This window comes from Bathymodiolus heckerae thiotrophic gill symbiont, assembly GCF_900128515.1.
Taxonomy (GTDB): domain Bacteria; phylum Pseudomonadota; class Gammaproteobacteria; order PS1; family Pseudothioglobaceae; genus Thioglobus_A.
Genome location: NZ_FQTP01000022.1, coordinates 1 through 23236, shown reverse-complemented (window position 1 = coordinate 23236; position 23236 = coordinate 1). Strand labels below are relative to the sequence as shown.

Here is a 23236-nt window from a genome sequence, read left to right as displayed (position 1 = left end):
AAATTCCCCAAAAAAGGTTTGTCCAAAATAAGCTGAGTGCGTGCTTTGGTGAGCTTATTCTCTACTGCTTCAAGATCAACATCATCTTCATTGTTATCAAAAACAATATCTTCACCAATAACTTGAACAATTTTTTCGGTTTTTATTTCGTTATTTTTCCAGAATGGATATTCTGAATTACTCATGCCTTAGTAACAGCCGCATGATTAGCGCTAGAAAGAAGGATTTCTCGTCTTTGAGTGGCAGATAGTAGTTCAATTTTTGGGAAAAGCTCTCTGTTTTCTAATCGAGCATGTGATTTCAATAATTTGCCAAATTTTTCCAATAATTGAGGTTTTTCAATCAATTCACTTGCCATTTTGTACAATTCTTGATGTTCTGAGGTTAATTGAGTGCATAATTGAGATAATTCGTCTGTTTTAACGCTTAAAAAGGCAAAAATTGTGCTTTCTTCAGTATTAAAATGCTCAGAATAGTCCATTTCGAAATTTTCCGATATTTTCAGACAAAGCTGACTAACCTCATCCGCATTTTCTGACTTAACTGTATTAATGCATTTATTTGCTAAAGAAAGTGCTGTGTGGTGCTCTCTTGTTAGAATGAGCAATTCTCCTGCTACTTGCATTATCCGAACTGCCCGTCTACACGCGCTTTAAAAAACATGGGAGAATAGATAAATGCAAACCATGAAAAGGCTGAAATCCATAACAATTGAGAAGTAAAAATGAGAGTGGCGTAATGCTCGGGAAAAATTGAAACTAATAACACTCTAGTAACAAAAGCCAATGATAATAATATAAACATAAGGTTTATTTGCTTGGGTGGTTGAAAAACATTACGCCCTGTATGTCCTAAAGACACCCTGGCCATCATGCTTAGCGTCATTAAGGCAATACCAAAAGCAAAGCTGTGGGTGCTGATATTAGGCATCATATTAATAAAATAAGAGGCAACATAAAGACCAAAGCCTAGTGTTAAAAAGACATACGCAAGATAGATACTCCACAACAAGGGTTTTTTCCAAATACCTTTGTGGTACCAATTAAACAGTTTGATTGAGTGAATGATAAATAATAATCCAGCAAGGATATGCGAAATAATGGTTTGAAAGAATATTTCAGCAATCATAAACCCTAAGAATAAAAATAATGACAATAAATCTAAAAATTTAGAGTTTTTTAATTCAGTCTTTAAACCTAAACCGCGCTCAATAAAAAATGGCAATAGTCGTCTAGACATCATAAATAGCAGGCTAATTATCAAATAAAATCCAAGGTAAATACCAAAATAAACCCCTTGATCAACAATGTTCAATAGGCCCAAATAAAATAAAATATGGGCAACGCTTAATAAAACTAGCTTGGCAACAATGCTGACGTTATTCCAATTTTTGGCTTTTATAATCGGCCAAGCAATGGCTAATGTAGAAAAAATTAAAAAACTAGTATCAAGTACAGCTTGATAAACAAGGTACTCATGGGTAACAAAAGGCAAAAATCTGCCGCTCACCCACAATAGTAGCAAAGCTAATAATGGCTTGTTATAAATGGTTTGTATGCCTGTCCAGTTTTTACTAGCTGTCAATAAAAACCCCACTGTTACTGCTGAAGCATAGGCAAAAATCATCTCGTGCGCATGCCAGTCAATTGGATTTGCATTGTTGATCAGAATTAATGACGGATAAAATACCATCCACATCAACATTGAAATAATGGCAATCATGCCCGAAGCAAAGAAAAATGGCCTAAAGCCTAATCTTAATAAAGGGCTGGTATCGTATTGCGTGTTTTTATTTAAATTAATCATGGCGGTTAGTCAAACATAACATTGGCAATTTTACCTGCCCAATCTGTAAATTCAGGAATGGCGAAAATCTCTGCACCAATCGCTCTTTGCATATCTGATACCAGCATAACACCTAATTCTTTTTGCGGGAAATCTTTGGCAAAATTTAAAATATTGCCCCAAACTTGCTGGGCATTTTCGCTATTTTTAGCAGCAATAGCACGACCTGCCAAAGCAGCGCAGATTGCATATTGAAGATCCAATTCTTGCGGAATGCTCACACTCTCACCATTAATAATTGCATCTAAATCTGGCAGGTCTTTCATGTGCTCAACAAAGGTTGTAATTTCAACACCGGCAACTTCACCGACACAAGCGCTAGCAGCTTGCCTAAATAAAGCCAAATCATTGTCAAATTTATTCAATGCACGGTGAACAAATTCCCAAGTTCTTGGCGATGGAAAAGCCACTGGATTGTGTGCTGGATCGAACTCAAATAAGTGTTCAGGACGATAGCGCAAGAAGCCAATGATACGTTCATCAATGTTGTTATCGTACGCCCAAGCTACCCAGTCGTCCAAATTAACATCCAACTCATAATGAGAAAATCGATTGGCCAAAGGTGCAGGCATGGAGTAAGTGACACCTCGATCACCTTGTCGATTACCAGCAGCAAAAATAACCCAACCATCAGGCACTTTATAATCACCCAAGCGCCTATCTAAAATAAGCTGATAAGCAGCGGCAGACACTGTTGGTGGTGCAGAAGTGATTTCATCTAAGAATAAGATTCCTTGCTTACCATGACGCTTTTCATCAGGCAATAATGATGGGATGGACCAATCAACCAGTTCACCATTTTTGAAAGGGATGCCGCGTAAATCGCTTGGCTCCATTTGCGATAGGCGAATATCAATAATATCTACATCATGCGCAGAAGCCACTTGAGCGATAATTTGGGACTTGCCAATACCTGGCGCCCCCCACAACATAACCGGGGTATGGTGACCCTCAAATACAGATTCAAACTCTTGAGTGAGGATTTTACTAACTTGTTCTGGACGCATTAAAGAATACCCTTTTAACTTGAAAAATTGAAAACTGACCATATTCTACCGTAATAGAAGATAAAATCACATAATATGAATAACACTAATGTCACTTCTGATGACTTATGGAATTTTCCTTGCGATTATTCCGTCAAAGCATTTGGTAAAACTTGCGATGAACTACATATAACTGTATGTACTATTGTAGAGAAGCATACTGATAAGATACATCCTGATAGTATATTTACCAAGCAAAGTTCCAAAGGTGGTTACACTTCGATTACGCTTAAAATTATTGCTACTAGTAGAAAACAAATAGATTCGATCAACCAAGACTTACAAGACTGTCAATTGATTGCCTATGTTTTGTAAATAGTTATGAAACTTATTGAGCTGGGTCTTCAGGATTATCAGCAAACTTGGCAAGCGATGGTTGATTTTACCAATCAGCGCACCATAGATACTGAAGATCAATTATGGGTAGTTGAACATCCCAGTATTTTTACCCAAGGAATTGCAGGAAAATCAGAGCATGAACTTGCTATCGAGAGTATTCCTATTGTTAAAACTGATCGTGGCGGCCAGATAACTTACCATGGCCCTGGGCAGTTAATTATCTATTGCTTGATTGATCTTAAGCGCAATAGCCTAGGCATTAAGAAAATGGTGTCAATTATTGAGATATCTATCATGCAAATGCTTGAATTGTATTCAATTAAAGCACATCTTAAAGATGGCGCACCAGGCGTTTATGTAGATCACGCTAAAATTGCAGCTCTAGGATTAAAGGTGAAGCATGCAAAAACTTACCATGGGTTAAGTGTTAATATTAATATGGACTTATCTCCTTTTGAGCAAATTAACCCTTGTGGATATCAAGGCTTGAAGGTAACACAATTGAGCGACTTAGCGGATAATAACATCTGCATGTCAACCATTTCCAAACAGCTGACAGATCTACTTATTAAAAATATCAATAACAATGAATAACAATTCAATTAAGCAAGAAATCGAAATTAAAAGCCTTAAGGGTGAGTCAAAAGTATCGCGTTTAAGGATTAAGCCTGATGCAGAGCGTACACCACTTCGAAAACCAAGCTGGATACGCATTAAATATCCAAGTGGCTCAAAAGTAGAAAAGTTAAAAAACACGTTAAGAGGTCAAAAATTATTTACCGTGTGTGAAGAAGCACAATGTCCTAATTTGGCAGAGTGTTTTACCCATGGCACAGCTACTTTTATGATCATGGGGCAAATATGCACAAGAAGATGCCCTTTTTGTGATGTTGCTCATGGCAAGCCTAAGGCGTTAGATATCGATGAGCCGCGTCATTTGGCTGAGACTATTGAAAAAATGAAACTGAAGTATGTGGTTATTACTTCAGTTGATCGTGATGATTTACGTGATGGTGGTGCTGAACATTTTAAACAATGTATTGACCAGGTAAGAATAAGCACACCACAGGTAAAGATTGAAATCTTAACGCCAGATTTTAGAGGTCGAGTGGATAAAGCTTTAGAAATATTTAAATCTTGCCCTCCTGATGTGTTTAATCATAATCTTGAAACAGTGCCTAGTTTATATCCACAAGTTCGTCCTGGTGCTAGTTATGAGTATTCACTCAAACTACTAAAATCTTTTAAAAAACAACATCCAGAAGTGGTTACCAAATCAGGATTGATGCTTGGCGTTGGTGAAACTGAAAAACAAGTAATTGACGTACTTAAAGATTTGCGTGCGCATAATGTAGATATGCTAACACTTGGTCAGTACTTGCAGCCTAGCAAGCATCATTTAGCTGTCGAAGCTTATATTCACCCAGATCAGTTCGCTGAATATAAGCGCATTGCTATCGAACTAGGTTTTACCCAGGTAGCAAGTGGGCCAATGGTTAGATCGTCTTATCATGCTGATCTTCAAGCTGCTGGAGAATCTATTAGTTAAGCAAACACTCTTTTAAATTTTAGACAAAAAAATACCGACATAATGTCGGTATTCTTTTTAACTCAGCCATTATTTAGCTGAGGATTTTTTTATTAACTAAAGATCGTTTTTATCTTCTTTCTTTAATAAGCCATTAGTATCAATCTTGTTATTATCAGATGCTTGTTGAGCGTCATCAGATTTCTTGGATTTCTTAGTTAAGGCTGTTTTAATCCAGTTTTTTGGATTATTAATTTTTTTCTCAGATTTGGGCTTTACTTCCTTAGTGACATTGTATTTAGCATCAGCATCAGCATCACCTGGTAACAAGCCCATATTGACAGCAATGTTTCGACAAGACTCTTCACCAGCAGATAGTGTACCTAATGGAATTACAATCAAGGTTAATACAGTTGAAACCAATACGCCAAATAGTAATGAAATCGCCATACCTTGGAAGATTGGATCTAGCAAGATAACACTCGCGCCACCAACTAAAGCAAATGCAGTAATCATGATTGGCCTTGTACGTGATGCGCAAGAATTAATAACTGCATCAAAGAATGGCACGCCTTTGGCATATTCTTGCACGGTAAAGTCTACTAATAAAATAGAGTTTCGTACGATAATACCTGCCAAGGCAATCCAGCCAATCATTGAGGTTGCGGTAAATTCAGCGCTAAACAACCAATGCCCTGGAACAATACCCAATAGCGTTAACGGGATTGGTGCCATAATAATCGCAGGAATAGTAAAGTTACCAAACTGCCAAACCACAAGCATATAGATAACCACAAGTGCCACACCAAATGCAGTACCCATATCGCGGAAAGTTTCATAAGTAACTGTCCACTCGCCACCCCATTCAAAGCCCGGGATATTTTGATTCTTAGGTGGGCCTAAGTATTCACCTTGAAGCTGAGTACCATCAAGTGTTTGATAGTGTAATAATAAATCGTCTACTGCAAACATGGCATAAATTGGCGCACTTAAACGACCAATTGGCTCGCCCAATACGTATTCAACATCGACCAAATCTTTATGGTAGATAAGATCATCTTGTTGTTTATAGCTAAACGAACCTAACTCTGAAATAGGGATCATACCGCCATGCTGAGAAGGTACTGGTAGTTGCGTTAAGTACGACAATTGCGAACGCTTAGTTAATGGTACTTGTAGGCAAATACGAGAAGGTTCTAGTGCATTTTTAAGGCGAATGGTACCAACATTAAAGCTGCTCATTGCCATGGCTAGAGTTTCTTTAATGGTCATCACACTAACACCAAATCTTGATGCTTTTGCAGTGTCAACTTGGAAATCAATAACTGGATACTCATCACGCATTAGGTTGTCAATATCAGCCATGGTGCCTGATTCAATAAATAGCTCAGTTAAATCATTTGCCAGCTTGCGACGTGTTTCTTTATCAGGGCCGTACACTTCTGCAACTACTGGTCGTAGTACTGGTGGTCCTGGTGGCATTTCAACAACGGTGTAATTGGCACCGGCTTCTTCCGCGATGGTTTTTAATAGTCCACGAGCTTCTAAAGCAATCTCATGACTTGAACGCGTGCGATCTGCTTTTTCAGCTAATTGGATTTGAAGCTCGCCTACTGATGAAGACTGACGTAAGTAAGAATGACGAACTAAGCCGTTAAAGTCAAATGGTTTTGCAGTACCTGCGTAAGCTTGAATATCAATCACTTCAGGCACTTGTCGTAATACTTGCGCCATAAGATGTAGTGTTGACGAAGTATCTGCCAAAGCTGTGCCATCAGGCATATCTAGTACAATGCCAAACTCTGATTTATTGTCAAGCGGTAGCATTTTAACGGGTACTGCCGTGGTGTAAAACATTGACATCGCCATAAAGAATACTACAACAAGCCCACCTAAGAATCCCCATCCGTACATAGGTTTGTTAAATAAAGCTGTAATAGTTGTGCGGTAAAAATTAGATAATACCTTCGACTCTCTCTCTTCTTTCTCGTGCATTTTATGCAATACATTAAGAGGTGGTACAAATTTCATGATGAAATATGGTGTAAACACAAAAGCTGCGAATAGTGAGAACATCATGGCTACTGAGCCCAATACTGGAATTGGTGCCATATACGGCCCCATCATGCCACTTACTGCAGCCATTGGTACTAATGCAGCCACAACCGTGAAGGTTGCTAAGATAGTTGGATTGCCCACTTCTCTTACTGCGTCAATTGCTGTGCCAATGGTAATTTTATTGTCAATTAACCAGCGTCTATAAATATTTTCGGTAACTACAATTGCGTCATCAACCAAAATACCAATTGAGAAAATTAGTGCAAATAAACTCACTCGATCAATGGTCATGCCTAGAATCCAAGCTGAGAAAATGGTCATCAATAGTACAACCGGAATAACTAAGGTAACTACAACAGCAGGACGCCAGCCTAGTGCAAACCAAACTAATAATGTTACCGCACCAGTTGCAATAAACAGCTTTTTAATCAAGGCGTTTACTTTATCTTTGGCGGATTTTCCGTAGTTTCTAGTAACTGCTATTTCCACATTATCTGGAATCAGCCGACCTTTTAATTCTTCTACTTTTGCTAGAATATTTTCAGCAACCTCTACACCGTTGGTACCAAATTTCTTCGCAATGGCAATTGTTACTGCTTGTTCTGCGGTGGCTTTCTTACCTGATTTATTTGCTCTACCAGTATAGTAACTCACCATGTGTTCAGTTTCTTCTGGCGCATAATATACATCTGCTACGTCACGAACATAAATAGGCTTGCCATCATTAACCGCAATTACTAAATTTTCAATATCCTCAACTTTACCAAAGAAGTCGCCTGCATAAACTTCCATCTGGAAGCCGTTAAGCTCAATATTACCAGTATGTTCACGTACATTTGCACTGCCGACTGTACTGGCGATTTGTTGAATGGAAACACCGTAGCCCGCTAATCGACCAGGGTAAGCATCAATGTGGAAAATCTCCTTACGTCCGCCAACAATAAATCCGTTATTGGTATCTTTAACTTTTTCTAATTGTTGAATAAGCTCTAAGCCCAATGAACGTAGCTGACCATCGTCTAGAGATTTTGACCAAAGTGTTAAATTGATAATTGGCACGTCGTCAATCTCTTTAGGTTTAACTAAAGGCTGTCTAACGCCTGGCGGCATAAAGTCGAGATTGGCAAGCATTTTATCTCGCACCTTGATGATCGAGGCATTCATATCTTGGCCTACATCAAATTCTACGGTAATAATACCTTGACCTTTATCACTGACTGAATAAACGTGCTTCACACCTAAAATTTGAGACATTAGGCGCTCTAATGGTTTGACAACGATATTAGCCACTTCCTCTGAAGATGCGCCCGGATACTCAACAAATAAATCGATCAGTGGTACGGATATTTGAGGATCCTCTTGTCGCGGCGTAGAAATTAAACCGATAATACCTGCGCCGAACATGGCGAAGAAAATAATAATCGATAGCGGAGAAGTAATAAAGGCTTTTGTCAGCTTTCCAGCTATGCCTAAATCTGCTTCATCGTTCGGTATTGTGTTGTTGTTTGACATAATTAATGAATTAAATATCCATTCCTGAAATCATTAAAATATTTGGATTGGCAACAATCTTTTCGCCAATCTTTAATCCTGATAAAACACTCTTTTTATTGGCACCAACTTGCTCGCCTAGGCGAACAAAGCGTAATTCTGTTTTGTTTGTTAATGGGCTAATGACAAAAACACTTGGCAATGATGAGCGCCACATAATTGCTGATTCTGGCACAATTGGTGTTAATACACCTGAATCTGTCTCAAAAATTTCAACTTCTGCATAAGCACCTGGCAATACTGGCACATTTTCTGGTAAGTCAAATTTAACTTTAACACTATGCTTGGCATTATCGGCAATCGGATAAATTTGAGCTAATTTCGCCTCAACAACAATATTTGCAATATCTAGCTTAATACGGTAATTTTTATCCAGTTTTAAGCTCCTAACTAATCTTGAAGGGATGTTAACCTCAACCTGAAGGTCTTTAATATTGGCAAATTTAAGCAACATTTGACCAGGTTGAACAATATCACCAACATTAATTGGCTTAGCGACAATAACACCATCAAATGGTGCGCTAACATTTGCATCTTTAAGGCGTGACTCAATTTGCTTTAAGTTGTTTTCAGCTTGAATTAGTTTGTTTTTAGCTTGTTGATAAGAAGTGTATCTTGAGGTTCTATTGGCAAACTTATCAAATTCTGGATTGCCTTGTCCGCTCATTTTTAGCATTGGATCAGTAAACATTGAGAACATACCGGGTACACCACCCAACATGCCGCCACCATTTGGCGATACAATTGATTGTGAATATTGCACACCAGCATTTCTAAGCGCTTCATTTGCAGAGGCAATTTCGGCGTAGGCTGAATCACGTTGTGCTTGAATAGAATCTTGCTCTAAGGTTATCAAAATAGTGCCTTTTTTAAACATATCACCTTCTCGGCCACTTACACTTAAAACATCACCAGATACTTGTGCCGATAAATTAACCTGTGAAGAAGATACGACCGCACCTCCTAACAAAGCTCTTTTATCCAAAGACATGCCGCCAACTGTTTGAATGTTGTAAACCGACTCAAAACTACTCGCATTATGATTGATGATTTGCGATTGTGCAGACACTGAAAATACGAGTAAAACGGATACGACCAAAGGTGTGATTGTTGAGCTCATAGTTGACCTATTTTTTTAATGTTAAGGGATATTCTTAATCAGAATTTTATATGATTCATTTTGCTTGTGTTTATTATTTAATTTAAATAAATATCAATCTTTTTAATTTCATTGCAACCCTTTGTTTTTTAATGATTAATTAAATTATTTATTTTATTTTAGTATATGAAATTTTTCTTATATATTGGCACTATAATATACGATATTTATTTAGTTATTTTAAGGTAGTAATGGTAATTGCATTCACCCCTGGAGAGCCTGCAGGAATCGGTCCTGATTTGGCAGTTATCTATGCACAAAAAAAATCAGATAAAAACCTGTTGATTTTTGCAGATCCAGATGTCTTACTGGATCGTGCAAAATTACTCAAATTACCACTTAAAATTGTTGAATCAAATCAGTCATACAATGATGGCGAGCTTTGTGTTCATCCTGTTAAAGCTGATGATGCCGTTATTGCTGGGGAGCTTAATGGCAGCAATGCTCAATATGTGCTTAATACGTTAGACATTGCAACGCAATATTGCTTAACAAGTCAGTGTGACGCTTTAGTTACCGGCCCTATTCACAAAGGCATTATTAATACCATTAACCCCGGCTTTACCGGGCATACTGAATATTTAGCCGATTTATCAAATGTAGATAAAACAGTAATGATGCTTGCTACTGAAGGTCTTCGTGTGGCGCTGGCAACCACACATTTACCACTCTCGCAAGTTGCGTCAAATATTACTAGTGAATCCCTTGAAAAAACACTTAGTATTATTCACCACTCATTAAAAAACTATGGAATTAAAAACCCTCATATAGTTGTTTGCGGCTTAAACCCTCATGCGGGTGAAGATGGCTACCTTGGCATGGAGGAGATTGAAATCATCAATCCTTTAATTACTAAATTAAATAATCAGAATTTTAATTTAACTGGTAGTGTCCCAGCTGATACTGCTTTTACAGTTGATGCGTTACAGGGTGTTGATTGTGTTTTGAGTATGTATCATGATCAAGGCTTGCCTGTACTAAAAATATTAGGCTTTAAAAAGGCAGTAAACATAACGCTAGGCTTGCCATTCATTCGAACATCGGTTGATCATGGTACCGCCTTATCTCTAGCAGGAACTGGTAATATAAGCCTAGGCAGTCTGAATACTGCGTTAGAATACGCACAAAACTTTATCAATAAAAAAATCATTTAATTTTTAAATTATCATGTCTGCAAAACATAAAGCACGCAAACGTTTCGGTCAAAATTTTCTGACAGATCAGAAAATTATTGATCAAATAATTGCAACTATTACGCCAAAACATGATGATAATATTCTTGAAATTGGCCCTGGACAAGGGGCAATGACATTGCCACTATTAGAGAGAGTTGATGAACTTAATGTTATCGAGATTGATCGAGATTTAATTGAAATTTTAGAATCTTACAATAAGCCAAATCTTGTTATTCATCAAGGTGATGCGCTTAACTTCGATCTGGCTCAATTTAATCCGCCGATTAGAGTGGTAGGAAATCTTCCTTATAATATTTCTTCCCCTATTTTGTTTCACTTACTTAACAATCGAGATAAAGTTATTGATATGACGTTTATGCTACAAAAAGAAGTGGTAGAAAGAATGTCTGCATCACATGGATCTAAAATTTATGGTCGTCTCAGTGTTATGATGCAGGCATTTTTTGAGGTTGAGCTAATCTTCATTGTGCCGCCTGAGTCATTTGAACCTGCACCAAAGGTTGATTCTGCCATTGTCTACTTAGTGCCACTTAAAACTTGCAAAGTTGGTAATATTAAAATTTTCGAACAGGTAGTCAAAGTCTCTTTTGCTCATCGTCGAAAAACACTACGAAACTGTTTAAAATCTTTATTAACCCAAGAGCAAACTCAAATTGATTTGTCACAACGTGCAGAAATGCTTGACATTGATGCTTTTATTACCCTAGCCAAAGACTATGAAAAACAACATTAACATTGATGTTAAAGTAAATTTTATTGAAGAGCAATCAAGTGCCTCTATCAATCAATATACTTTTGCTTACACTATTACCATTACTAACAATGGTTCGATTGGTGCACAATTGCTTACTAGACGCTGGCGCATACAGGACGAAACCGGCCATACGGAAGATGTTATTGGTGAGGGTGTTGTGGGAGAGCGGCCGCACTTACTACCAGGCGAGTCATATCAGTATTCTTCAGGATCGGTAATAAAAACCCCTACTGGCACCATGAAAGGCGCCTACGGTATGGTTAATGATGAAGGTGAGCGCTTTGAAGCTGATATTGTTGAATTTATACTAAGTGAGCCGTACACTCTGCACTAATGGCAGATTATCTTATTGGTGATATTCAAGGCTGTTACGACTCTTTACAGGCCTTATTAAAAAAAATAAACTTCTCTCTAGACAAGGATCAATTGTTTTTTTTGGGTGATGTTGTTAATCGTGGCGATAAATCTCTAGAAACTTTGCGCTTTATTAAAGATAACACAGATAACACCTCAATGGTATTGGGTAATCATGATTTTCATTTGCTAGCCTGTGTTTTTGGTAGCATCAGACCTAGCAACAAGGACACCTTTGTTGATGTTATTAATGCAAAAGATGCATCTCAATTGTTAGAATTTCTTGCTAATCAGCCACTGTTTATTCAACATCAAGATGCGTTAATGGTGCATGCGGGTATCCCTCCTAATTGGGATTTAAATACGGTCAAATCGCAAGCTCAGCAGGTGCAAGCATATTTGCAGTCTGATGATTTAAGTGGGTTTTTAAGCAAGATGTATAATAATAATCCTTATATATGGACTGAAGATTTAAATGAATTAGAACAATGTCAATACACTATTAATGCGTTAATGCGACTGCGCTTTTGTAAAGCTAATGGTGAGCTAGAATTTAAACATAAAATGAATTTTAATCAAGCGCCAAATGGCTTTAAAGCTTGGTTTGAACATGATAATCGCTTACTTAAAAAATCAGATATTTTCTTTGGACATTGGTCCACACTTGAAAATATTAATCAAGCCCATGTTTATCCAATGGATCATGGTTGTATCTGGGGTGGCAAATTAAGTGCTATACGATTATCAGATAAACGAATTTTTTCGCTTAAGTGCTAAAGTTCGATTTGCGCTTCAAATACAAATTCAGCTGGACCTGATAAAAATACAACTCCGCCTGGTTGATATTCAATTAGTGCATCACCACCCGTTAAATGTACAGTTACTAAAGAATCTAACAAGCCCTGTTCAACGCCATGCACCACTGCTGCACACGCACCACTGCCACAGGCAAGTGTTTCTGCTGCACCACGCTCATAAACACGTAAATTAATTTCTCCACGATTAAGTACTTGCATAAAGCCAATATTAGCCTGATTTGGAAGTAAATCACTTGCTTGTATTTGCATAGAAATATCGTTAATTTCAATGTTGGAAATGTCATTAACAGTCAAAACACAGTGTGGATTTCCCATGGAAATAACACCCATATCAAAGTTTTCAATCTGATAGGTTGATTGCACATGTTCAGCAATGAGTGGAATACTGCTTGGCTCAAATCTAGGCTTACCCATATCAACGCGTACAGTGTTGTCTGCATTAATCTGTAATGTAATAACGCTCGAATGAGTTTCGACCGTGATTGGATTGCTTAAAGTTAATCTTTTTTCACGAACAAAGCGCGCAAAACAACGAGCACCATTGCCACACTGCTCTACTTCAGAGCCATCTGCATTATAAATTAGATATCGAAAATCAATACCAGTTGTGGAGCTTTTTTCCACAACCAGCAATTGATCAAAACCAACGCCAAAATGTCGATCGGATAATGCTACGATTTGCTCGATATTAAAATTAATGTCACCATTAGTATTGTCAACCACCATAAAGTCATTGCCAAGACCGTGCATTTTTGTAAACTGAATCATCATAAGCTTTATTTTATCCACTTATAAAGCTCGAGGTTAATAAAAACAATAGTTCTGATAAAATATCCACACTATTTATACACAAGGCATTCCATGAAAACACCAAGTAATATCACTCTCAATAAAGATAAAAACTTATTAACACTGACTTTTGATGGCATCGAATACCCATTAACAACTGAATTTTTAAGAATTCACTCTCCTTCTGCAGAGGTTGTGGGCCATGGCCCAGGTCAAGAAACATTGCAACTTGATAAAGAAAATGTAAAGATTGATCGTATTGAGCCGACTGGAAATTATGCAATTATTCTATTTTTTAGCGATGGACATGATAGCGGTATTTACTCGTGGGAGCATTTGCATAAATTGGCCACAAACAAAGATGATTTATGGTCAAACTATCTAAAACGCCTTAAAGAAGCGGGACACTCTCACTCGCAACTGTAGGTTAGCGTGGGTTTTTTAACTGCCCTACTGTCTTTTGTTGTTACCATTGGAATTTTGGTGACCATTCATGAGTACGGTCACTATTGGGTGGCCAAAAAATGCAATGTTAAGGTATTAAGATTTTCTGTTGGATTTGGCAAGGTGATTAAATCATTCAAGCGTGGTGAAACAGAATTTACTTTGTGTGCTATTCCACTGGGTGGTTATGTCAAAATGTTGGATGAGCGTGAGACTGACGTTGCTGAATTTGAACGTCATCGTGCATTTAATCAAAAATCTGTTTATCAGCGTTTTGCTATTGTTGCAGCGGGTCCAATTGCAAATTTTTTATTAGCAATACTGCTTTACACTGTCATTTTTATCGTCGGCATTAATGGCTTCAAGCCAGTTGTTGGTGCGCTAACAAATGATGGAATTTTTAATCAGTCAGGATTACAAGCAGGTGATGCTCTACTTAGTATTAATAACACACCAACACCTAGTATAAGTGAATTTTCTACTCAATTTATCCAAGCAATTGGAAGTAAGCCGATTACCATTCAAGCCCGCTCTAAAGAGTTAAACCTCAAAACTGCCGAGCTACATTTAACTGGTGATTTTTTAGCCAATCCCGAGCAAGGGATTGATCAATATCTTGGTTTTAAATTTGCCACACCAACCATTCCAGCAATTCTTAACCATGTTGTTTTAAATTCTGCTGCGAGCTTATCAGGCCTGCAAACAGGCGATGAGATTCTTAGTGCTAATGGTGTAACTATTAATAGCTGGCAGGAATTTGTTAAGGTGATACAAACAATACCAATCAAGCCTATTAAGCTTATTGTTAAGCGTAGCAACGAAGAATTAGCTCTTAGTCTAACACCAAAATTAATTAATAATTCACCCAAGGCTGGTGTGAGTGTTGCGCTTCCAGAAGATTATCTTAAAGAGTGGCAAGTTGTTATTCAAAAAGATCCAATTGATGCTTTGTTTTCTGCCAGTTCAAAAGTTTATCAACTTACTTTACTTAATTTAAAAATGATCAAAAAGATGATTGTTGGTGAGGCATCAATTGATCAAATTAGTGGGCCAGTTAGTATTGCTAATTATGCAGGCAGAAGTGCCGAAGTTGGCTTGGTGCCATTTTTGTCTTTTTTGGCATTAATCAGTATTGGGCTTGGCTTGCTTAACTTACTACCCATTCCCCTGCTTGATGGTGGACATTTGTTCTTTTATTTAATAGAGATTGTCAAGGGATCTGCCGTTAGCGAAACCACACAACAAATTTTTGCCAAGTTTGGCTTATTTGTTATTCTTTCATTAACATTTGTTGTGCTGTATAATGACTTGATACGTTTATTGTAATTCACTCAAATTTATGAAAAAAACTGTCCTACAATTATTAATTTCTGCCAGTATTTTTAGTGCATCTTCTGCACTTGCCGACCCTATTAAAAGCATTGAAATACTAGGCCTAGACTCTATTTCTCGAGGCACTGTTTTAAGCTACTTACCCGTTGAGACTGGTGATGATTATAATTCACAAATCTCCGGTCAAATTATTCGTGATTTATATAAAACCAGTTTTTTTAAAGATATTGAAGTATCACAAACTGATCAAATTTTAAAAATTGTTATTAAGGAAAATCCACATATTAAGTATGTCGATGTTTTGAATTACTCTGATAAGGTTATTAATGAAGATTTGTTAAAGCAAATTCTTAAAAATATGGACTTATCACAGGGTAAGATTTTTAACAAAAGACAGCTAGATAAACTAATTAACCAGCTTGAAGCTTCTTATATTTCGAAAGGCTATTACGGTATTAGTATTAATAAAAAAATTGAAGTTGACGCTCAAAATAGAGTGGGTGTTGAGCTTGATATCAATGAAGGCGATGTAGCTAGAATTTCCAGTATGGTGATTTCAGGTGGTAATGTTCATGATGAAGATGACCTATTAGATCTATTTGATATTGGTGAGGCTGATTTCTTTGTCCTGAATTATTTCACTGAAAAAGATCATTATTCTAAAGTTGCGCTTGATGCAGGTGTAGAGGCAATGAAATCACTCTATATTAACTCAGGTTATTTAGATTTTAAAATCAAAAATCAAAACTGCTTTATCTGATGACAAACAAAGTATTGATGTCGATATTCAAATCAGCGAAGGCGCTGAATATAAAGTTGGCGCTATTAACTTTACAGGTGATTTACTCAACCAGTCTATTAAAGGGTTAAAAGATCTAATAACAGTAGAATCTGGCGACATTTTTGAACGTAAAAAAGTTATTGAGAGTATTCAAGCCATTACCGATGTATTTGCTGATCAAGGTTATGCATTTGCCAAGATTAATCCAATTACCACTGAAAATAAGAAGACCCATGTAATCGATTTAAATATTGATGTGGCGCTCAATAAAAAAATCTACATTAATCGAGTCACTATTGTTGGCAATACTCGAACTCAAGATGAGGTAATTCGCCGTGAAATCGGTATTAACGAAGGCGAACTGTATTCAAATACCGAGCTTGATGAGTCGATCAAAAAAATCAAGCGTCTTGGATTCTTCTCAGATGTAAAAATGGAAGTCTCAAAGCTTAAAGACTTTAACGATAAAATCAACCTACACTTTAGCGTAGAAGAAACCAAAACAGGTACTTTTTCTATTGGGCTGTCACATTCTAATAGTTCAGGTGCTGCCTTTAACATGGGCATCAAAGAAAATAACTTTTTAGGTACGGGTAATACACTTAATGCTACATTTTCTAACTCAACAGCCGTTCAAGAAATGAGTTTCTACTTCTCAGACCCACACTTTACAGCGGATAAACACTCTATTAGTTATGGTGTATTTACCAAAAATGTTGACGGTTCAGAGCTTGATGTATCATCTTACAAAACTAATGAGGTTGGTGCCAGCCTAGGTTACGGCATTCCACTCACTGAAGCTACACGTATTGGTGCAGATCTTAGAGTATCGACTCGTGACATTACTTGTGGCGCAACATTTACTACGCAAGAAGCAACCCAGTGTACTAATGGTGATAAAACCGAAGTTAAAACTAATATTCATTGGTCCAATAGCACACTTGATAACTTCAACTACCCGACCGAAGGTAGTAAAAATAATGTGAGCTTTGATTTAACCCTGCCAATTGCTGATTTTCAATACTATAAGATTGACGCCTCTCACAAGAGTTATTACCCATTGGGTAATGATATTACTTGGAAAGTTAACGGTAGTTTAGGTTTGGCCCAGAGTTATGGCGATAAAGAGCTACCTTTCTTTAAGCGTTATTATGGTGGTGGTAGCTCTTCTGTACGTGGCTTTGACTTTAACTCTTTAGGTGCAACCTATACTGGCACGACAATCGCCAAAGGTGGTGAATTATCTATGTTGGCCGGCACCTCAGTTATTTCACCAATGAAGTTTATCAATGACAGTAAAAATATGCGCATGAGTGCGTTTATTGATATGGGCGCTATTGAAGAAAAAGCATCTGATATTGGTTTTGACCAAATTCGAGCTTCAACTGGTGTGGCTTTTTCATGGTTAACACCTGTTGGACCTCTAGGTATTTACGCTGCTAAGCCTCTGATTAAAAAATCTTCTGATAAAACCAAAACCATTGAATTTACCTTAGGTACAAGCTTCTAGCTTTATGCAAACTCTGGGGGAGATTGCAGTATTAATCGATGCTGAATTAATTGGTGATGCTAACTTTAAAATTACAGGTTTGGCAAGTATTGAATTAGCGCAATCGAAACAACTTAGCTACGTTGTCAGTAATAAATATGCCAGTCAACTAACTAACTCTCTAGCTGGCGCTGTAATTATCAACAAATCCCTAAAAGACGCTTGCAAGGCTAATGCTTTAATTGTTACTGATGTTTATCTTGCTTTTGCAAAGCTAACGCATAAATTCAAACATAAAATCTCACACACTAGTGGCATTCATGCTAGTGCTAATATCAGTCAAGCGCAAGTTTCAGATAATTGTACGATTGGTAAAAATGTAGTCATTGGAAAAGATACTGTCATTGGCGCTAATACCGTTATTGAGGATAATGCAATTATTGGAAATAATTGTTCAATAGGCTCAAACGTGTCTATTCTTCAAGGCTCAGTTATTGGTAGCAATGTAATCATCGCCTCTGGCGTTGTTATTGGCTCTGAAGGCTTTGGTAATGCACGAGATGTTAATAAGCATTGGCATACTATTGCTCATTTGGGTAATGTTGTAATCGATGATGATGTCAATATTGGTGCCAATACCACAATCGATAGAGGCACACTTGAAAATACCCATATTCATCGCGGTGTTAGACTAGACAACCTGATTCAGGTTGCTCATAACGTTATCATTGGTGAAGACAGTGCTATTGCCGCCTCTTGTGCAATAGCTGGTAGTGCAACCATCGGCAAACGTTGTATGATTGGCGGTATGGCTGGTATTATTGGGCATATTAATATTTGTGATGATGTTATTATTAACGCTAAAAGTGTCGTTAACAAAAGCATTACCGTACCTGGAATGTACACTGGAATTATGCCATTAATGCCTCATAAAAAATGGCAGATTGTCAGTATCTGGCTAACAAAACTTGATAAAATCACTCGATATTTAAACATTAAACTTAAAAATTTAAAAGGAAATTAACCATGGTAATGAATATTCAAGACGTTAAAAACTACCTACCTCATCGCTACCCTTTTTTACTAATTGATCGAGTATTAGAGTTGGAAATTGGAAAGTCAATTACCGCCTTAAAAAATGTTACTTATAACGAGCCACAATTTACTGGGCACTTTCCTAATCAACCAATTATGCCAGGCGTTATGATTGTGGAAGCTTTGGCGCAAGCTACTGGCATCCTGGCATTTAAATCGGAGGTGGGTAAGCCTATTGATGGTCAAATTTACATGTTGGTAGGCATTGACAAAGTGCGCTTTAAACGTATGGTTGAGCCAGGCGATCAACTATTGCTAGAGGTTGAAGTAATGACGGTTAAACGCGGAATTTGGAAATTTAAATGTAAAGCAACTGTCGATGGAGTGTTAGTTACTTCAGCTGAACTAATGTGTACGCAAAAGACAGCCGACTAACGCAAATAAATTCTTGAGGGGAATTCTATGGCTATAGATCCAAGTGCAATTATAGATCCAACTGCAAAAGTACATAAAAATGCAGAAATTTGCGCCTATGCTATTATTGGTGCTAACGTTGAAATTGGTTCAGGTACGATTGTTGAATCACATGCAGTTATCCAAGGTCCAACCAAAATTGGCAAAAATAACCATATTTATTCATTTGCTTCAATTGGTGGCGATCCGCAAGATATCACCTATGAAGAAGGTCAAGAATCTAATTTAGTCATTGGTGATGACAACCTAATTCGAGAATTTTGCACCATTAATCGTGGCACTGAAAAAGAAAAATCTCTAACTCGTATGGGTTCTAACAACATGCTGATGGCATATGTTCATATTGCTCACGACTGTCAAATTGGCAATCACATTATTATGTCTAATAATGCCTCATTAGCAGGACATGTTCGCGTCCATGATTGGGCAATTCTGGGTGGATTCACTCTAGTTAAGCAATTTTGTATGATTGGTATGCATACTTATATTGGTATGGGTTGCCAGGTTAATAAGGACATTCCCGCCTATATGGTGGCATCTGGTACACAGACTCGAGTACGCAGTATTAATGCCGAAGGTATGCGACGACGCGGCTTTTCGTCAAGTGCTATTGCCTCTATTAAGCGCGCTTTTAAGGTGGTTTACAGGGAGTCAACTGGCCGACTATTGGATCAAATGCTTAAAGAATTAGAGATTTCTGAATTAGATAGTCCAGAAGTGATGCAATTTGTTAATTGCATTCGTGGCTCAAAAGTGGGCATTATGCGTGGTCCAGTCGAGGAATAATAGCCCGACTACTTATGGATAAATCCTTTTTAAAGTCAAGCAGTATTGTTACTGCCATGACTTTTCTTTCGCGTATTTTAGGCTTAGTACGCGATTTTTTTATTGCTAAGTATTTTGGTGCAAACGGCCTAACTGATGCTTTTTTGGTTGCCTTTCGTATTCCTAACTTTCTTAGGCGTTTATTTGCTGAAGGGGCTTTTTCTCAGGCTTTCGTGCCGATTTTGGCAGAAGCCAAAGCTAATGAAACGCAAGCTGAAGTCCAAAATATCATTAACCATATCGGCACTAAATTCCTAAAGATGTTGGTAATTATCACCCTAATTGCTGTGATTGCAGCGCCAGTAATTATTTTTATGTTTGCTTGGGGTTTTTATTTTAATGAGAATTTGACCAAATTTAATCTGGCATCAGACATGCTGCGTATTACCTTTCCCTATCTATTGCTTATCTCGCTGACAGCATTTTCAGGTAGTATTTTAAACACTTATGATAAATTTGCAGTGCCGGCATTCACGCCAGTACTGCTTAATGTAAGTATGATTTTATCCAGTGTTTATTTATCACAGTATCTAGATGAACCTATTATGGCATTGGCCTGGGGTGTTCTGATTGGTGGAATTTTACAATTATTATTTCAAATCCCATTTTTATTAAAAATTGGTAAATTACCCAAATTGGAAAAAGGTGATCACGTTGCAGTAAAAACCCTTAAAAAACGCATGCTTCCTGCCCTATTTGGGGTTTCAGTTTCTCAGATCAATCTATTAATTGATACCATGATCGCTTCTGTTTTGGTGAGTGGCAGTGTTTCTTGGTTGTATTATTCTGATCGCTTACTAGAATTACCACTCGCACTTATTGGCATTGCGCTTGCAACTGTCGCCCTAGCAAAACTTAGCAAGTACCATGCTAATAAAGAGCACCAACAATTTACCCGAACTGTTGATTATGCATTAAAAATCGGACTACTACTTGGTCTACCGGCTTGTGTTGGATTGGTGCTATTAGCCGAGCCCTTGATTATCACTTTATTCCAATATGATGCTTTTAGTGCTTTTGCAGCATACCAATCTTCTTTAAGTCTAATGGCTTATGGATCTGGACTTATAGCCTTTATAGCGGTTAAAGTTCTAGCACCTGTATTTTTAGCCAGAGGTGATACCAAAACCCCAGTTAAAGCTGGTGTTATCGCCATGCTATCAAATGTTGTGTTAAATATTATTTTTGGCTATTATTTTGATCATGTTGGTCTTGCTGTAGCTACTTCAATTTCTGCTGTGATCAATGGATCGTTGCTGTATTACTATTTAAAGCAACAGTTTATTTTTATTTTTTCTCAGGATTTAAGCAAAATGTTTTTTAAAGTTTTGTTTGCAAGCTTTATAATGGCAATCTTTATTTTGAACTTTGATCAAACACAGAGTGTTTACTTAAATGCAGATGCATTTTCTCGAATAACCATGTTGGTGACAACGATTGTTTTGTCAATGTTCATTTATTTTTTAAGTCTAAAATTGTTAGGCATTAATATGAGAAAACTATGAATACTGTACACTGTGTAAAACTAAATGAAGAACTTGAAGCGTTAGATCGTGCACCCTACCCTGGTGAATTAGGAAAAAGAATTTTGGCCAACGTGTCGAAACAAGGATGGCAACAATGGCTAGATCATCAAACTATGATTATCAATGAAAACAATCTAAGTATGATGGATCCTAATGCACAAAAACATCTTAAAGAACAAATGGGTAAATTCTTCTTTTCAGTAGAGGGCGCTGATGATATTAAGGGCTACACACCTGCATTATAATGGCTAATTTATTTATCGTTGCCGCGCCATCTGGTTGCGGAAAAACTTCTTTGGTTAAGGCTTTAATTGAAAAAACTGATAATTTGTGCGTTTCCGTATCACACACAACTCGTGTAGCACGCTCTGGTGAAGAGCATGGCAAGAATTATTTCTTTGTCTCTGAACAAGAGTTTGATCGAATTAAAGCAAATAACGGATTTATTGAATCAGCCCAAGTATTTGACAACCACTATGGCAGTGCCAAGCAAACTGTTAGAGATTTATTAAAATCTGGTACCGATGTGATTTTAGAAATTGACTGGCAAGGTGCAAGACAAGTCAAAAAGAGTTTTACTGATGCCATCGGTATTTTCATCTTGCCACCTTCTGAAGCTGCACTGCGCGAACGTTTAACTGGTCGAGGTCAAGATGACAAAAGTATTATCGATCGTCGTATGCAAGATGCAGTCAGTGAAATGCGTCATTATGACGAATTTGATTACTTGGTTATTAATGATAATTTCAATCTAGCACTAGATGACTTATCTACCATTATTCATTCTCAGCGCTTCTTACTCTCTCAGCAATCTGAAAAGTATCTGTCCTTGCTTAACTCATTGATTTAACCTATAATATTAATCCTTAATAATATTACTTAAATCTTCTTATTTAATGAGTCCAGAATTAGCCCTGCCTACTAAAAATGCTTCTAGTGCATTAGGTGTTCAAAAATATCCGCCAATTTTAACGCCCGAAGAAGAGCGTGAATTAGCTATTAAACTGTATGAAAATCATGATTTAAGTGCTGCTAGAGAATTAGTTTTGTCACATATGCGCTTTGTTGCTTTTATTGCCCATGGTTATAAGGGCTATGGACTAGAGCAGGCAGATTTAATTCAGGAAGGTACAATTGGCTTAATGAAAGCAGTTAAACGCTTCAATCCCAACAAGAATGTTCGCCTTGCTTCTTTTGCTGTATATTGGATTCGTGCAGAAATTCATGAGTTTATTTTTAAAAATTGGAAAATTGTTAAAGTTGCAACCACCAAAGCTCAGCGTAAACTTTTCTTTAAACTAAAAAAAGCCAAATCACAAATATATCAATCACTCAATAATGATCAGGCTGATCAAATTGCTGATGATTTAGGTGTCAGGCGCAAAGACGTTCTAGAAATGGAATCTCGCTTGCAGTTTAATGATGTAACTTTTGAAAACTCTGACGATGAAGATTCCAATGCGCCAGAGCAATATCTTACTAATGAAAATACACAAACGCCAGAGCAGTTACTATTGATTGATGATTCTCAAAAAAATCAACAACAACAATTGTACAAAGCACTTTCTTCTTTGGATGATCGAAGTTTGGATATTTTACAATCAAGATATTTGAAAGAAGAAAAAACAACCCTACACACTCTAGCAGACAAGTACGGTGTTTCTGCAGAAAGAGTTCGCCAACTTGAAAACAAAGCCATGCAAAAACTTAGGTTAAGCCTAGAAGAATCAATCCTTTAGTCTTAACTAAATTCACAAACATTACTTATTCAATTAATCAGGAGAAACAATGAACATTCGTCCCCTTCAAGACCGCGTGATTGTTCGTAGAACGCAAGAAGAAAAAACAACTGCAAGTGGTTTAATCATTCCAGACTCAGCTACTGAGAAGCCT

24 protein-coding genes and 2 pseudogenes are annotated in these 23236 nt (G+C 37.2%); 19 read left to right on the top strand and 7 right to left on the bottom strand.

Annotation, left to right across the window (positions count from 1 at the left end; translation table 11 throughout):
* The 4 genes and pseudogenes from BTHERMOSOX_RS04325 to BTHERMOSOX_RS04310 form a co-directional block, all read right to left on the bottom strand.
* Positions 1 to 185, bottom strand: a pseudogene (locus BTHERMOSOX_RS04325) (DUF2201 family putative metallopeptidase); the annotation flags it as partial.
* Positions 182 to 625 carry a hemerythrin domain-containing protein gene (locus BTHERMOSOX_RS04320; RefSeq protein WP_138119781.1) on the bottom strand — a complete coding sequence of 148 codons (444 nt, stop codon included), beginning with the start codon at positions 623 to 625 and terminating at the stop codon, positions 182 to 184. The pseudogene BTHERMOSOX_RS04325 and the gene BTHERMOSOX_RS04320, both read right to left, overlap by 4 nt.
* Positions 625 to 1806, bottom strand: a complete 1182-nt coding sequence (locus BTHERMOSOX_RS04315; RefSeq protein ID WP_138119779.1) for an NnrS family protein — start codon at positions 1804 to 1806, stop codon at positions 625 to 627. Before BTHERMOSOX_RS04315 ends, BTHERMOSOX_RS04320 begins: the two co-directional genes overlap by 1 nt.
* Positions 1807 to 1811: 5 nt before the next feature.
* Positions 1812 to 2852: an AAA family ATPase gene (locus BTHERMOSOX_RS04310; RefSeq protein WP_138119777.1), complete on the bottom strand. Its 1041-nt coding sequence runs from the start codon at positions 2850 to 2852 to the stop codon at positions 1812 to 1814.
* 75 nt (positions 2853 to 2927) lie between these two features.
* Between BTHERMOSOX_RS04310 and BTHERMOSOX_RS04305 the strand changes: the two genes are divergently transcribed.
* From BTHERMOSOX_RS04305 to lipA, 3 genes are read left to right on the top strand one after another with little or no spacing between them, the layout of a single operon-like run.
* Positions 2928 to 3206, top strand: coding sequence for a YbeD family protein (locus BTHERMOSOX_RS04305; protein WP_138119775.1), 279 nt, complete (start codon positions 2928 to 2930; stop codon positions 3204 to 3206).
* 6 nt (positions 3207 to 3212) lie between these two features.
* On the top strand, positions 3213 to 3824 hold the full coding sequence (lipB, locus tag BTHERMOSOX_RS04300; protein WP_138119773.1) for a lipoyl(octanoyl) transferase LipB: 612 nt from the start codon (positions 3213 to 3215) through the stop codon (positions 3822 to 3824).
* Entirely contained in the window at positions 3817 to 4779 is a 963-nt protein-coding gene (lipA, locus tag BTHERMOSOX_RS04295; protein ID WP_171004640.1) for a lipoyl synthase, read from the top strand. Before lipB ends, lipA begins: the two co-directional genes overlap by 8 nt.
* Before the next feature lie 96 nt (positions 4780 to 4875).
* On the opposite strand, the gene BTHERMOSOX_RS04290 is transcribed toward lipA, so the two are convergent.
* Together BTHERMOSOX_RS04290 and BTHERMOSOX_RS04285 are read right to left on the bottom strand one after the other, a co-directional pair.
* On the bottom strand, positions 4876 to 8328 hold the full coding sequence (locus tag BTHERMOSOX_RS04290) for an efflux RND transporter permease subunit (RefSeq protein ID WP_138119771.1): 3453 nt from the start codon (positions 8326 to 8328) through the stop codon (positions 4876 to 4878).
* Positions 8329 to 8338: 10 nt separating this feature from the next.
* Entirely contained in the window at positions 8339 to 9487 is a 1149-nt protein-coding gene (locus BTHERMOSOX_RS04285) for an efflux RND transporter periplasmic adaptor subunit (protein ID WP_138119769.1), read from the bottom strand.
* 230 nt (positions 9488 to 9717) lie between these two features.
* Here BTHERMOSOX_RS04285 and pdxA point away from each other — a divergent pair, with 230 nt between their 5' ends.
* Genes pdxA through BTHERMOSOX_RS04265 form a run of 4 tightly spaced genes read left to right on the top strand, consistent with a single transcriptional unit; the run spans position 9718 to position 12607 of the window.
* On the top strand, positions 9718 to 10680 hold the full coding sequence (pdxA, locus tag BTHERMOSOX_RS04280) for a 4-hydroxythreonine-4-phosphate dehydrogenase PdxA (protein ID WP_138119767.1): 963 nt from the start codon (positions 9718 to 9720) through the stop codon (positions 10678 to 10680).
* 13 nt (positions 10681 to 10693) lie between these two features.
* Entirely contained in the window at positions 10694 to 11455 is a 762-nt protein-coding gene (rsmA, locus tag BTHERMOSOX_RS04275) for a 16S rRNA (adenine(1518)-N(6)/adenine(1519)-N(6))-dimethyltransferase RsmA (protein WP_138119765.1), read from the top strand.
* Positions 11439 to 11810, top strand: coding sequence for a Co2+/Mg2+ efflux protein ApaG (gene apaG, locus BTHERMOSOX_RS04270; RefSeq protein WP_138119763.1), 372 nt, complete (start codon positions 11439 to 11441; stop codon positions 11808 to 11810). The genes rsmA and apaG overlap by 17 nt, the downstream gene beginning before the upstream one ends.
* Positions 11810 to 12607 (top strand): symmetrical bis(5'-nucleosyl)-tetraphosphatase, encoded by a 798-nt coding sequence (locus BTHERMOSOX_RS04265; protein ID WP_138119761.1) that lies wholly within the window; start codon positions 11810 to 11812, stop codon positions 12605 to 12607. The genes apaG and BTHERMOSOX_RS04265 overlap by 1 nt, the downstream gene beginning before the upstream one ends.
* Here BTHERMOSOX_RS04265 and dapF read toward each other — a convergent pair.
* The gene (gene dapF / locus BTHERMOSOX_RS04260) at positions 12604 to 13416 is read right to left on the bottom strand and encodes a diaminopimelate epimerase (protein ID WP_171004641.1); all 813 of its coding nucleotides are present in this window, start codon (positions 13414 to 13416) and stop codon (positions 12604 to 12606) included. The genes BTHERMOSOX_RS04265 and dapF overlap by 4 nt on opposite strands.
* A gap of 93 nt (positions 13417 to 13509) precedes the next feature.
* On the opposite strand from dapF, the gene BTHERMOSOX_RS04255 reads away from it, so the two are divergent.
* From BTHERMOSOX_RS04255 to BTHERMOSOX_RS04205, 12 genes and pseudogenes are all read left to right on the top strand, one after another.
* Positions 13510 to 13863 carry a gamma-butyrobetaine hydroxylase family protein gene (locus BTHERMOSOX_RS04255; protein WP_138119759.1) on the top strand — a complete coding sequence of 118 codons (354 nt, stop codon included), beginning with the start codon at positions 13510 to 13512 and terminating at the stop codon, positions 13861 to 13863.
* Positions 13864 to 13869: 6 nt separating this feature from the next.
* On the top strand, positions 13870 to 15207 hold the full coding sequence (gene rseP / locus BTHERMOSOX_RS04250) for an RIP metalloprotease RseP (protein ID WP_138119757.1): 1338 nt from the start codon (positions 13870 to 13872) through the stop codon (positions 15205 to 15207).
* A 13-nt stretch (positions 15208 to 15220) separates the two neighbouring features.
* Positions 15221 to 15973 (top strand): POTRA domain-containing protein, encoded by a 753-nt coding sequence (locus tag BTHERMOSOX_RS11750; RefSeq protein WP_249360598.1) that lies wholly within the window; start codon positions 15221 to 15223, stop codon positions 15971 to 15973.
* Positions 15939 to 17504 (top strand): outer membrane protein assembly factor BamA, encoded by a 1566-nt coding sequence (bamA, locus tag BTHERMOSOX_RS04245; protein ID WP_346654939.1) that lies wholly within the window; start codon positions 15939 to 15941, stop codon positions 17502 to 17504. The genes BTHERMOSOX_RS11750 and bamA overlap by 35 nt, the downstream gene beginning before the upstream one ends.
* 4 nt (positions 17505 to 17508) lie before the next feature.
* Positions 17509 to 18507 carry a UDP-3-O-(3-hydroxymyristoyl)glucosamine N-acyltransferase gene (gene lpxD, locus BTHERMOSOX_RS04240; RefSeq protein WP_138119755.1) on the top strand — a complete coding sequence of 333 codons (999 nt, stop codon included), beginning with the start codon at positions 17509 to 17511 and terminating at the stop codon, positions 18505 to 18507.
* Positions 18508 to 18509: 2 nt separating this feature from the next.
* Complete coding sequence (gene fabZ, locus BTHERMOSOX_RS04235) at positions 18510 to 18953, top strand: 3-hydroxyacyl-ACP dehydratase FabZ (protein ID WP_138119753.1); 444 nt, start codon at positions 18510 to 18512, stop codon at positions 18951 to 18953.
* 27 nt (positions 18954 to 18980) lie between these two features.
* The gene (gene lpxA / locus BTHERMOSOX_RS04230; protein WP_138119751.1) at positions 18981 to 19778 is read left to right on the top strand and encodes an acyl-ACP--UDP-N-acetylglucosamine O-acyltransferase; all 798 of its coding nucleotides are present in this window, start codon (positions 18981 to 18983) and stop codon (positions 19776 to 19778) included.
* A gap of 14 nt (positions 19779 to 19792) precedes the next feature.
* Complete coding sequence (gene murJ, locus BTHERMOSOX_RS04225) at positions 19793 to 21322, top strand: murein biosynthesis integral membrane protein MurJ (protein ID WP_138119749.1); 1530 nt, start codon at positions 19793 to 19795, stop codon at positions 21320 to 21322.
* Positions 21319 to 21588: an oxidative damage protection protein gene (locus BTHERMOSOX_RS04220; RefSeq protein ID WP_138119747.1), complete on the top strand. Its 270-nt coding sequence runs from the start codon at positions 21319 to 21321 to the stop codon at positions 21586 to 21588. Before murJ ends, BTHERMOSOX_RS04220 begins: the two co-directional genes overlap by 4 nt.
* Positions 21588 to 22193: a guanylate kinase gene (gene gmk / locus BTHERMOSOX_RS04215; RefSeq protein WP_138119745.1), complete on the top strand. Its 606-nt coding sequence runs from the start codon at positions 21588 to 21590 to the stop codon at positions 22191 to 22193. Before BTHERMOSOX_RS04220 ends, gmk begins: the two co-directional genes overlap by 1 nt.
* Before the next feature lie 46 nt (positions 22194 to 22239).
* Positions 22240 to 23082, top strand: a complete 843-nt coding sequence (rpoH, locus tag BTHERMOSOX_RS04210) for an RNA polymerase sigma factor RpoH (RefSeq protein ID WP_138119743.1) — start codon at positions 22240 to 22242, stop codon at positions 23080 to 23082.
* Positions 23083 to 23131: 49 nt separating this feature from the next.
* Positions 23132 to 23236 (top strand): annotated as a pseudogene (locus tag BTHERMOSOX_RS04205) (co-chaperone GroES); the annotation flags it as partial.

Bases quoted from the DNA above. Each gene is read 5' to 3' on its own strand.
- BTHERMOSOX_RS04320 (WP_138119781.1), bottom strand. From the start codon at position 625: ATGCAAGTAGCAGGAGAATTGCTCATTCTAACAAGAGAGCACCACACA.
- BTHERMOSOX_RS04315 (WP_138119779.1), bottom strand. From the start codon at position 1,806: ATGATTAATTTAAATAAAAACACGCAATACGATACCAGCCCTTTATTA.
- BTHERMOSOX_RS04310 (WP_138119777.1), bottom strand. From the start codon at position 2,852: ATGCGTCCAGAACAAGTTAGTAAAATCCTCACTCAAGAGTTTGAATCT.
- BTHERMOSOX_RS04305 (WP_138119775.1), top strand. From the start codon at position 2,928: ATGAATAACACTAATGTCACTTCTGATGACTTATGGAATTTTCCTTGC.
- lipB (WP_138119773.1), top strand. From the start codon at position 3,213: ATGAAACTTATTGAGCTGGGTCTTCAGGATTATCAGCAAACTTGGCAA.
- lipA (WP_171004640.1), top strand. From the start codon at position 3,817: ATGAATAACAATTCAATTAAGCAAGAAATCGAAATTAAAAGCCTTAAG.
- BTHERMOSOX_RS04290 (WP_138119771.1), bottom strand. From the start codon at position 8,328: ATGTCAAACAACAACACAATACCGAACGATGAAGCAGATTTAGGCATA.
- BTHERMOSOX_RS04285 (WP_138119769.1), bottom strand. From the start codon at position 9,487: ATGAGCTCAACAATCACACCTTTGGTCGTATCCGTTTTACTCGTATTT.
- pdxA (WP_138119767.1), top strand. From the start codon at position 9,718: ATGGTAATTGCATTCACCCCTGGAGAGCCTGCAGGAATCGGTCCTGAT.
- rsmA (WP_138119765.1), top strand. From the start codon at position 10,694: ATGTCTGCAAAACATAAAGCACGCAAACGTTTCGGTCAAAATTTTCTG.
- apaG (WP_138119763.1), top strand. From the start codon at position 11,439: ATGAAAAACAACATTAACATTGATGTTAAAGTAAATTTTATTGAAGAG.
- BTHERMOSOX_RS04265 (WP_138119761.1), top strand. From the start codon at position 11,810: ATGGCAGATTATCTTATTGGTGATATTCAAGGCTGTTACGACTCTTTA.
- dapF (WP_171004641.1), bottom strand. From the start codon at position 13,416: ATGATTCAGTTTACAAAAATGCACGGTCTTGGCAATGACTTTATGGTG.
- BTHERMOSOX_RS04255 (WP_138119759.1), top strand. From the start codon at position 13,510: ATGAAAACACCAAGTAATATCACTCTCAATAAAGATAAAAACTTATTA.
- BTHERMOSOX_RS11750 (WP_249360598.1), top strand. From the start codon at position 15,221: ATGAAAAAAACTGTCCTACAATTATTAATTTCTGCCAGTATTTTTAGT.
- lpxD (WP_138119755.1), top strand. From the start codon at position 17,509: ATGCAAACTCTGGGGGAGATTGCAGTATTAATCGATGCTGAATTAATT.
- fabZ (WP_138119753.1), top strand. From the start codon at position 18,510: ATGGTAATGAATATTCAAGACGTTAAAAACTACCTACCTCATCGCTAC.
- lpxA (WP_138119751.1), top strand. From the start codon at position 18,981: ATGGCTATAGATCCAAGTGCAATTATAGATCCAACTGCAAAAGTACAT.
- murJ (WP_138119749.1), top strand. From the start codon at position 19,793: ATGGATAAATCCTTTTTAAAGTCAAGCAGTATTGTTACTGCCATGACT.
- BTHERMOSOX_RS04220 (WP_138119747.1), top strand. From the start codon at position 21,319: ATGAATACTGTACACTGTGTAAAACTAAATGAAGAACTTGAAGCGTTA.
- gmk (WP_138119745.1), top strand. From the start codon at position 21,588: ATGGCTAATTTATTTATCGTTGCCGCGCCATCTGGTTGCGGAAAAACT.
- rpoH (WP_138119743.1), top strand. From the start codon at position 22,240: ATGAGTCCAGAATTAGCCCTGCCTACTAAAAATGCTTCTAGTGCATTA.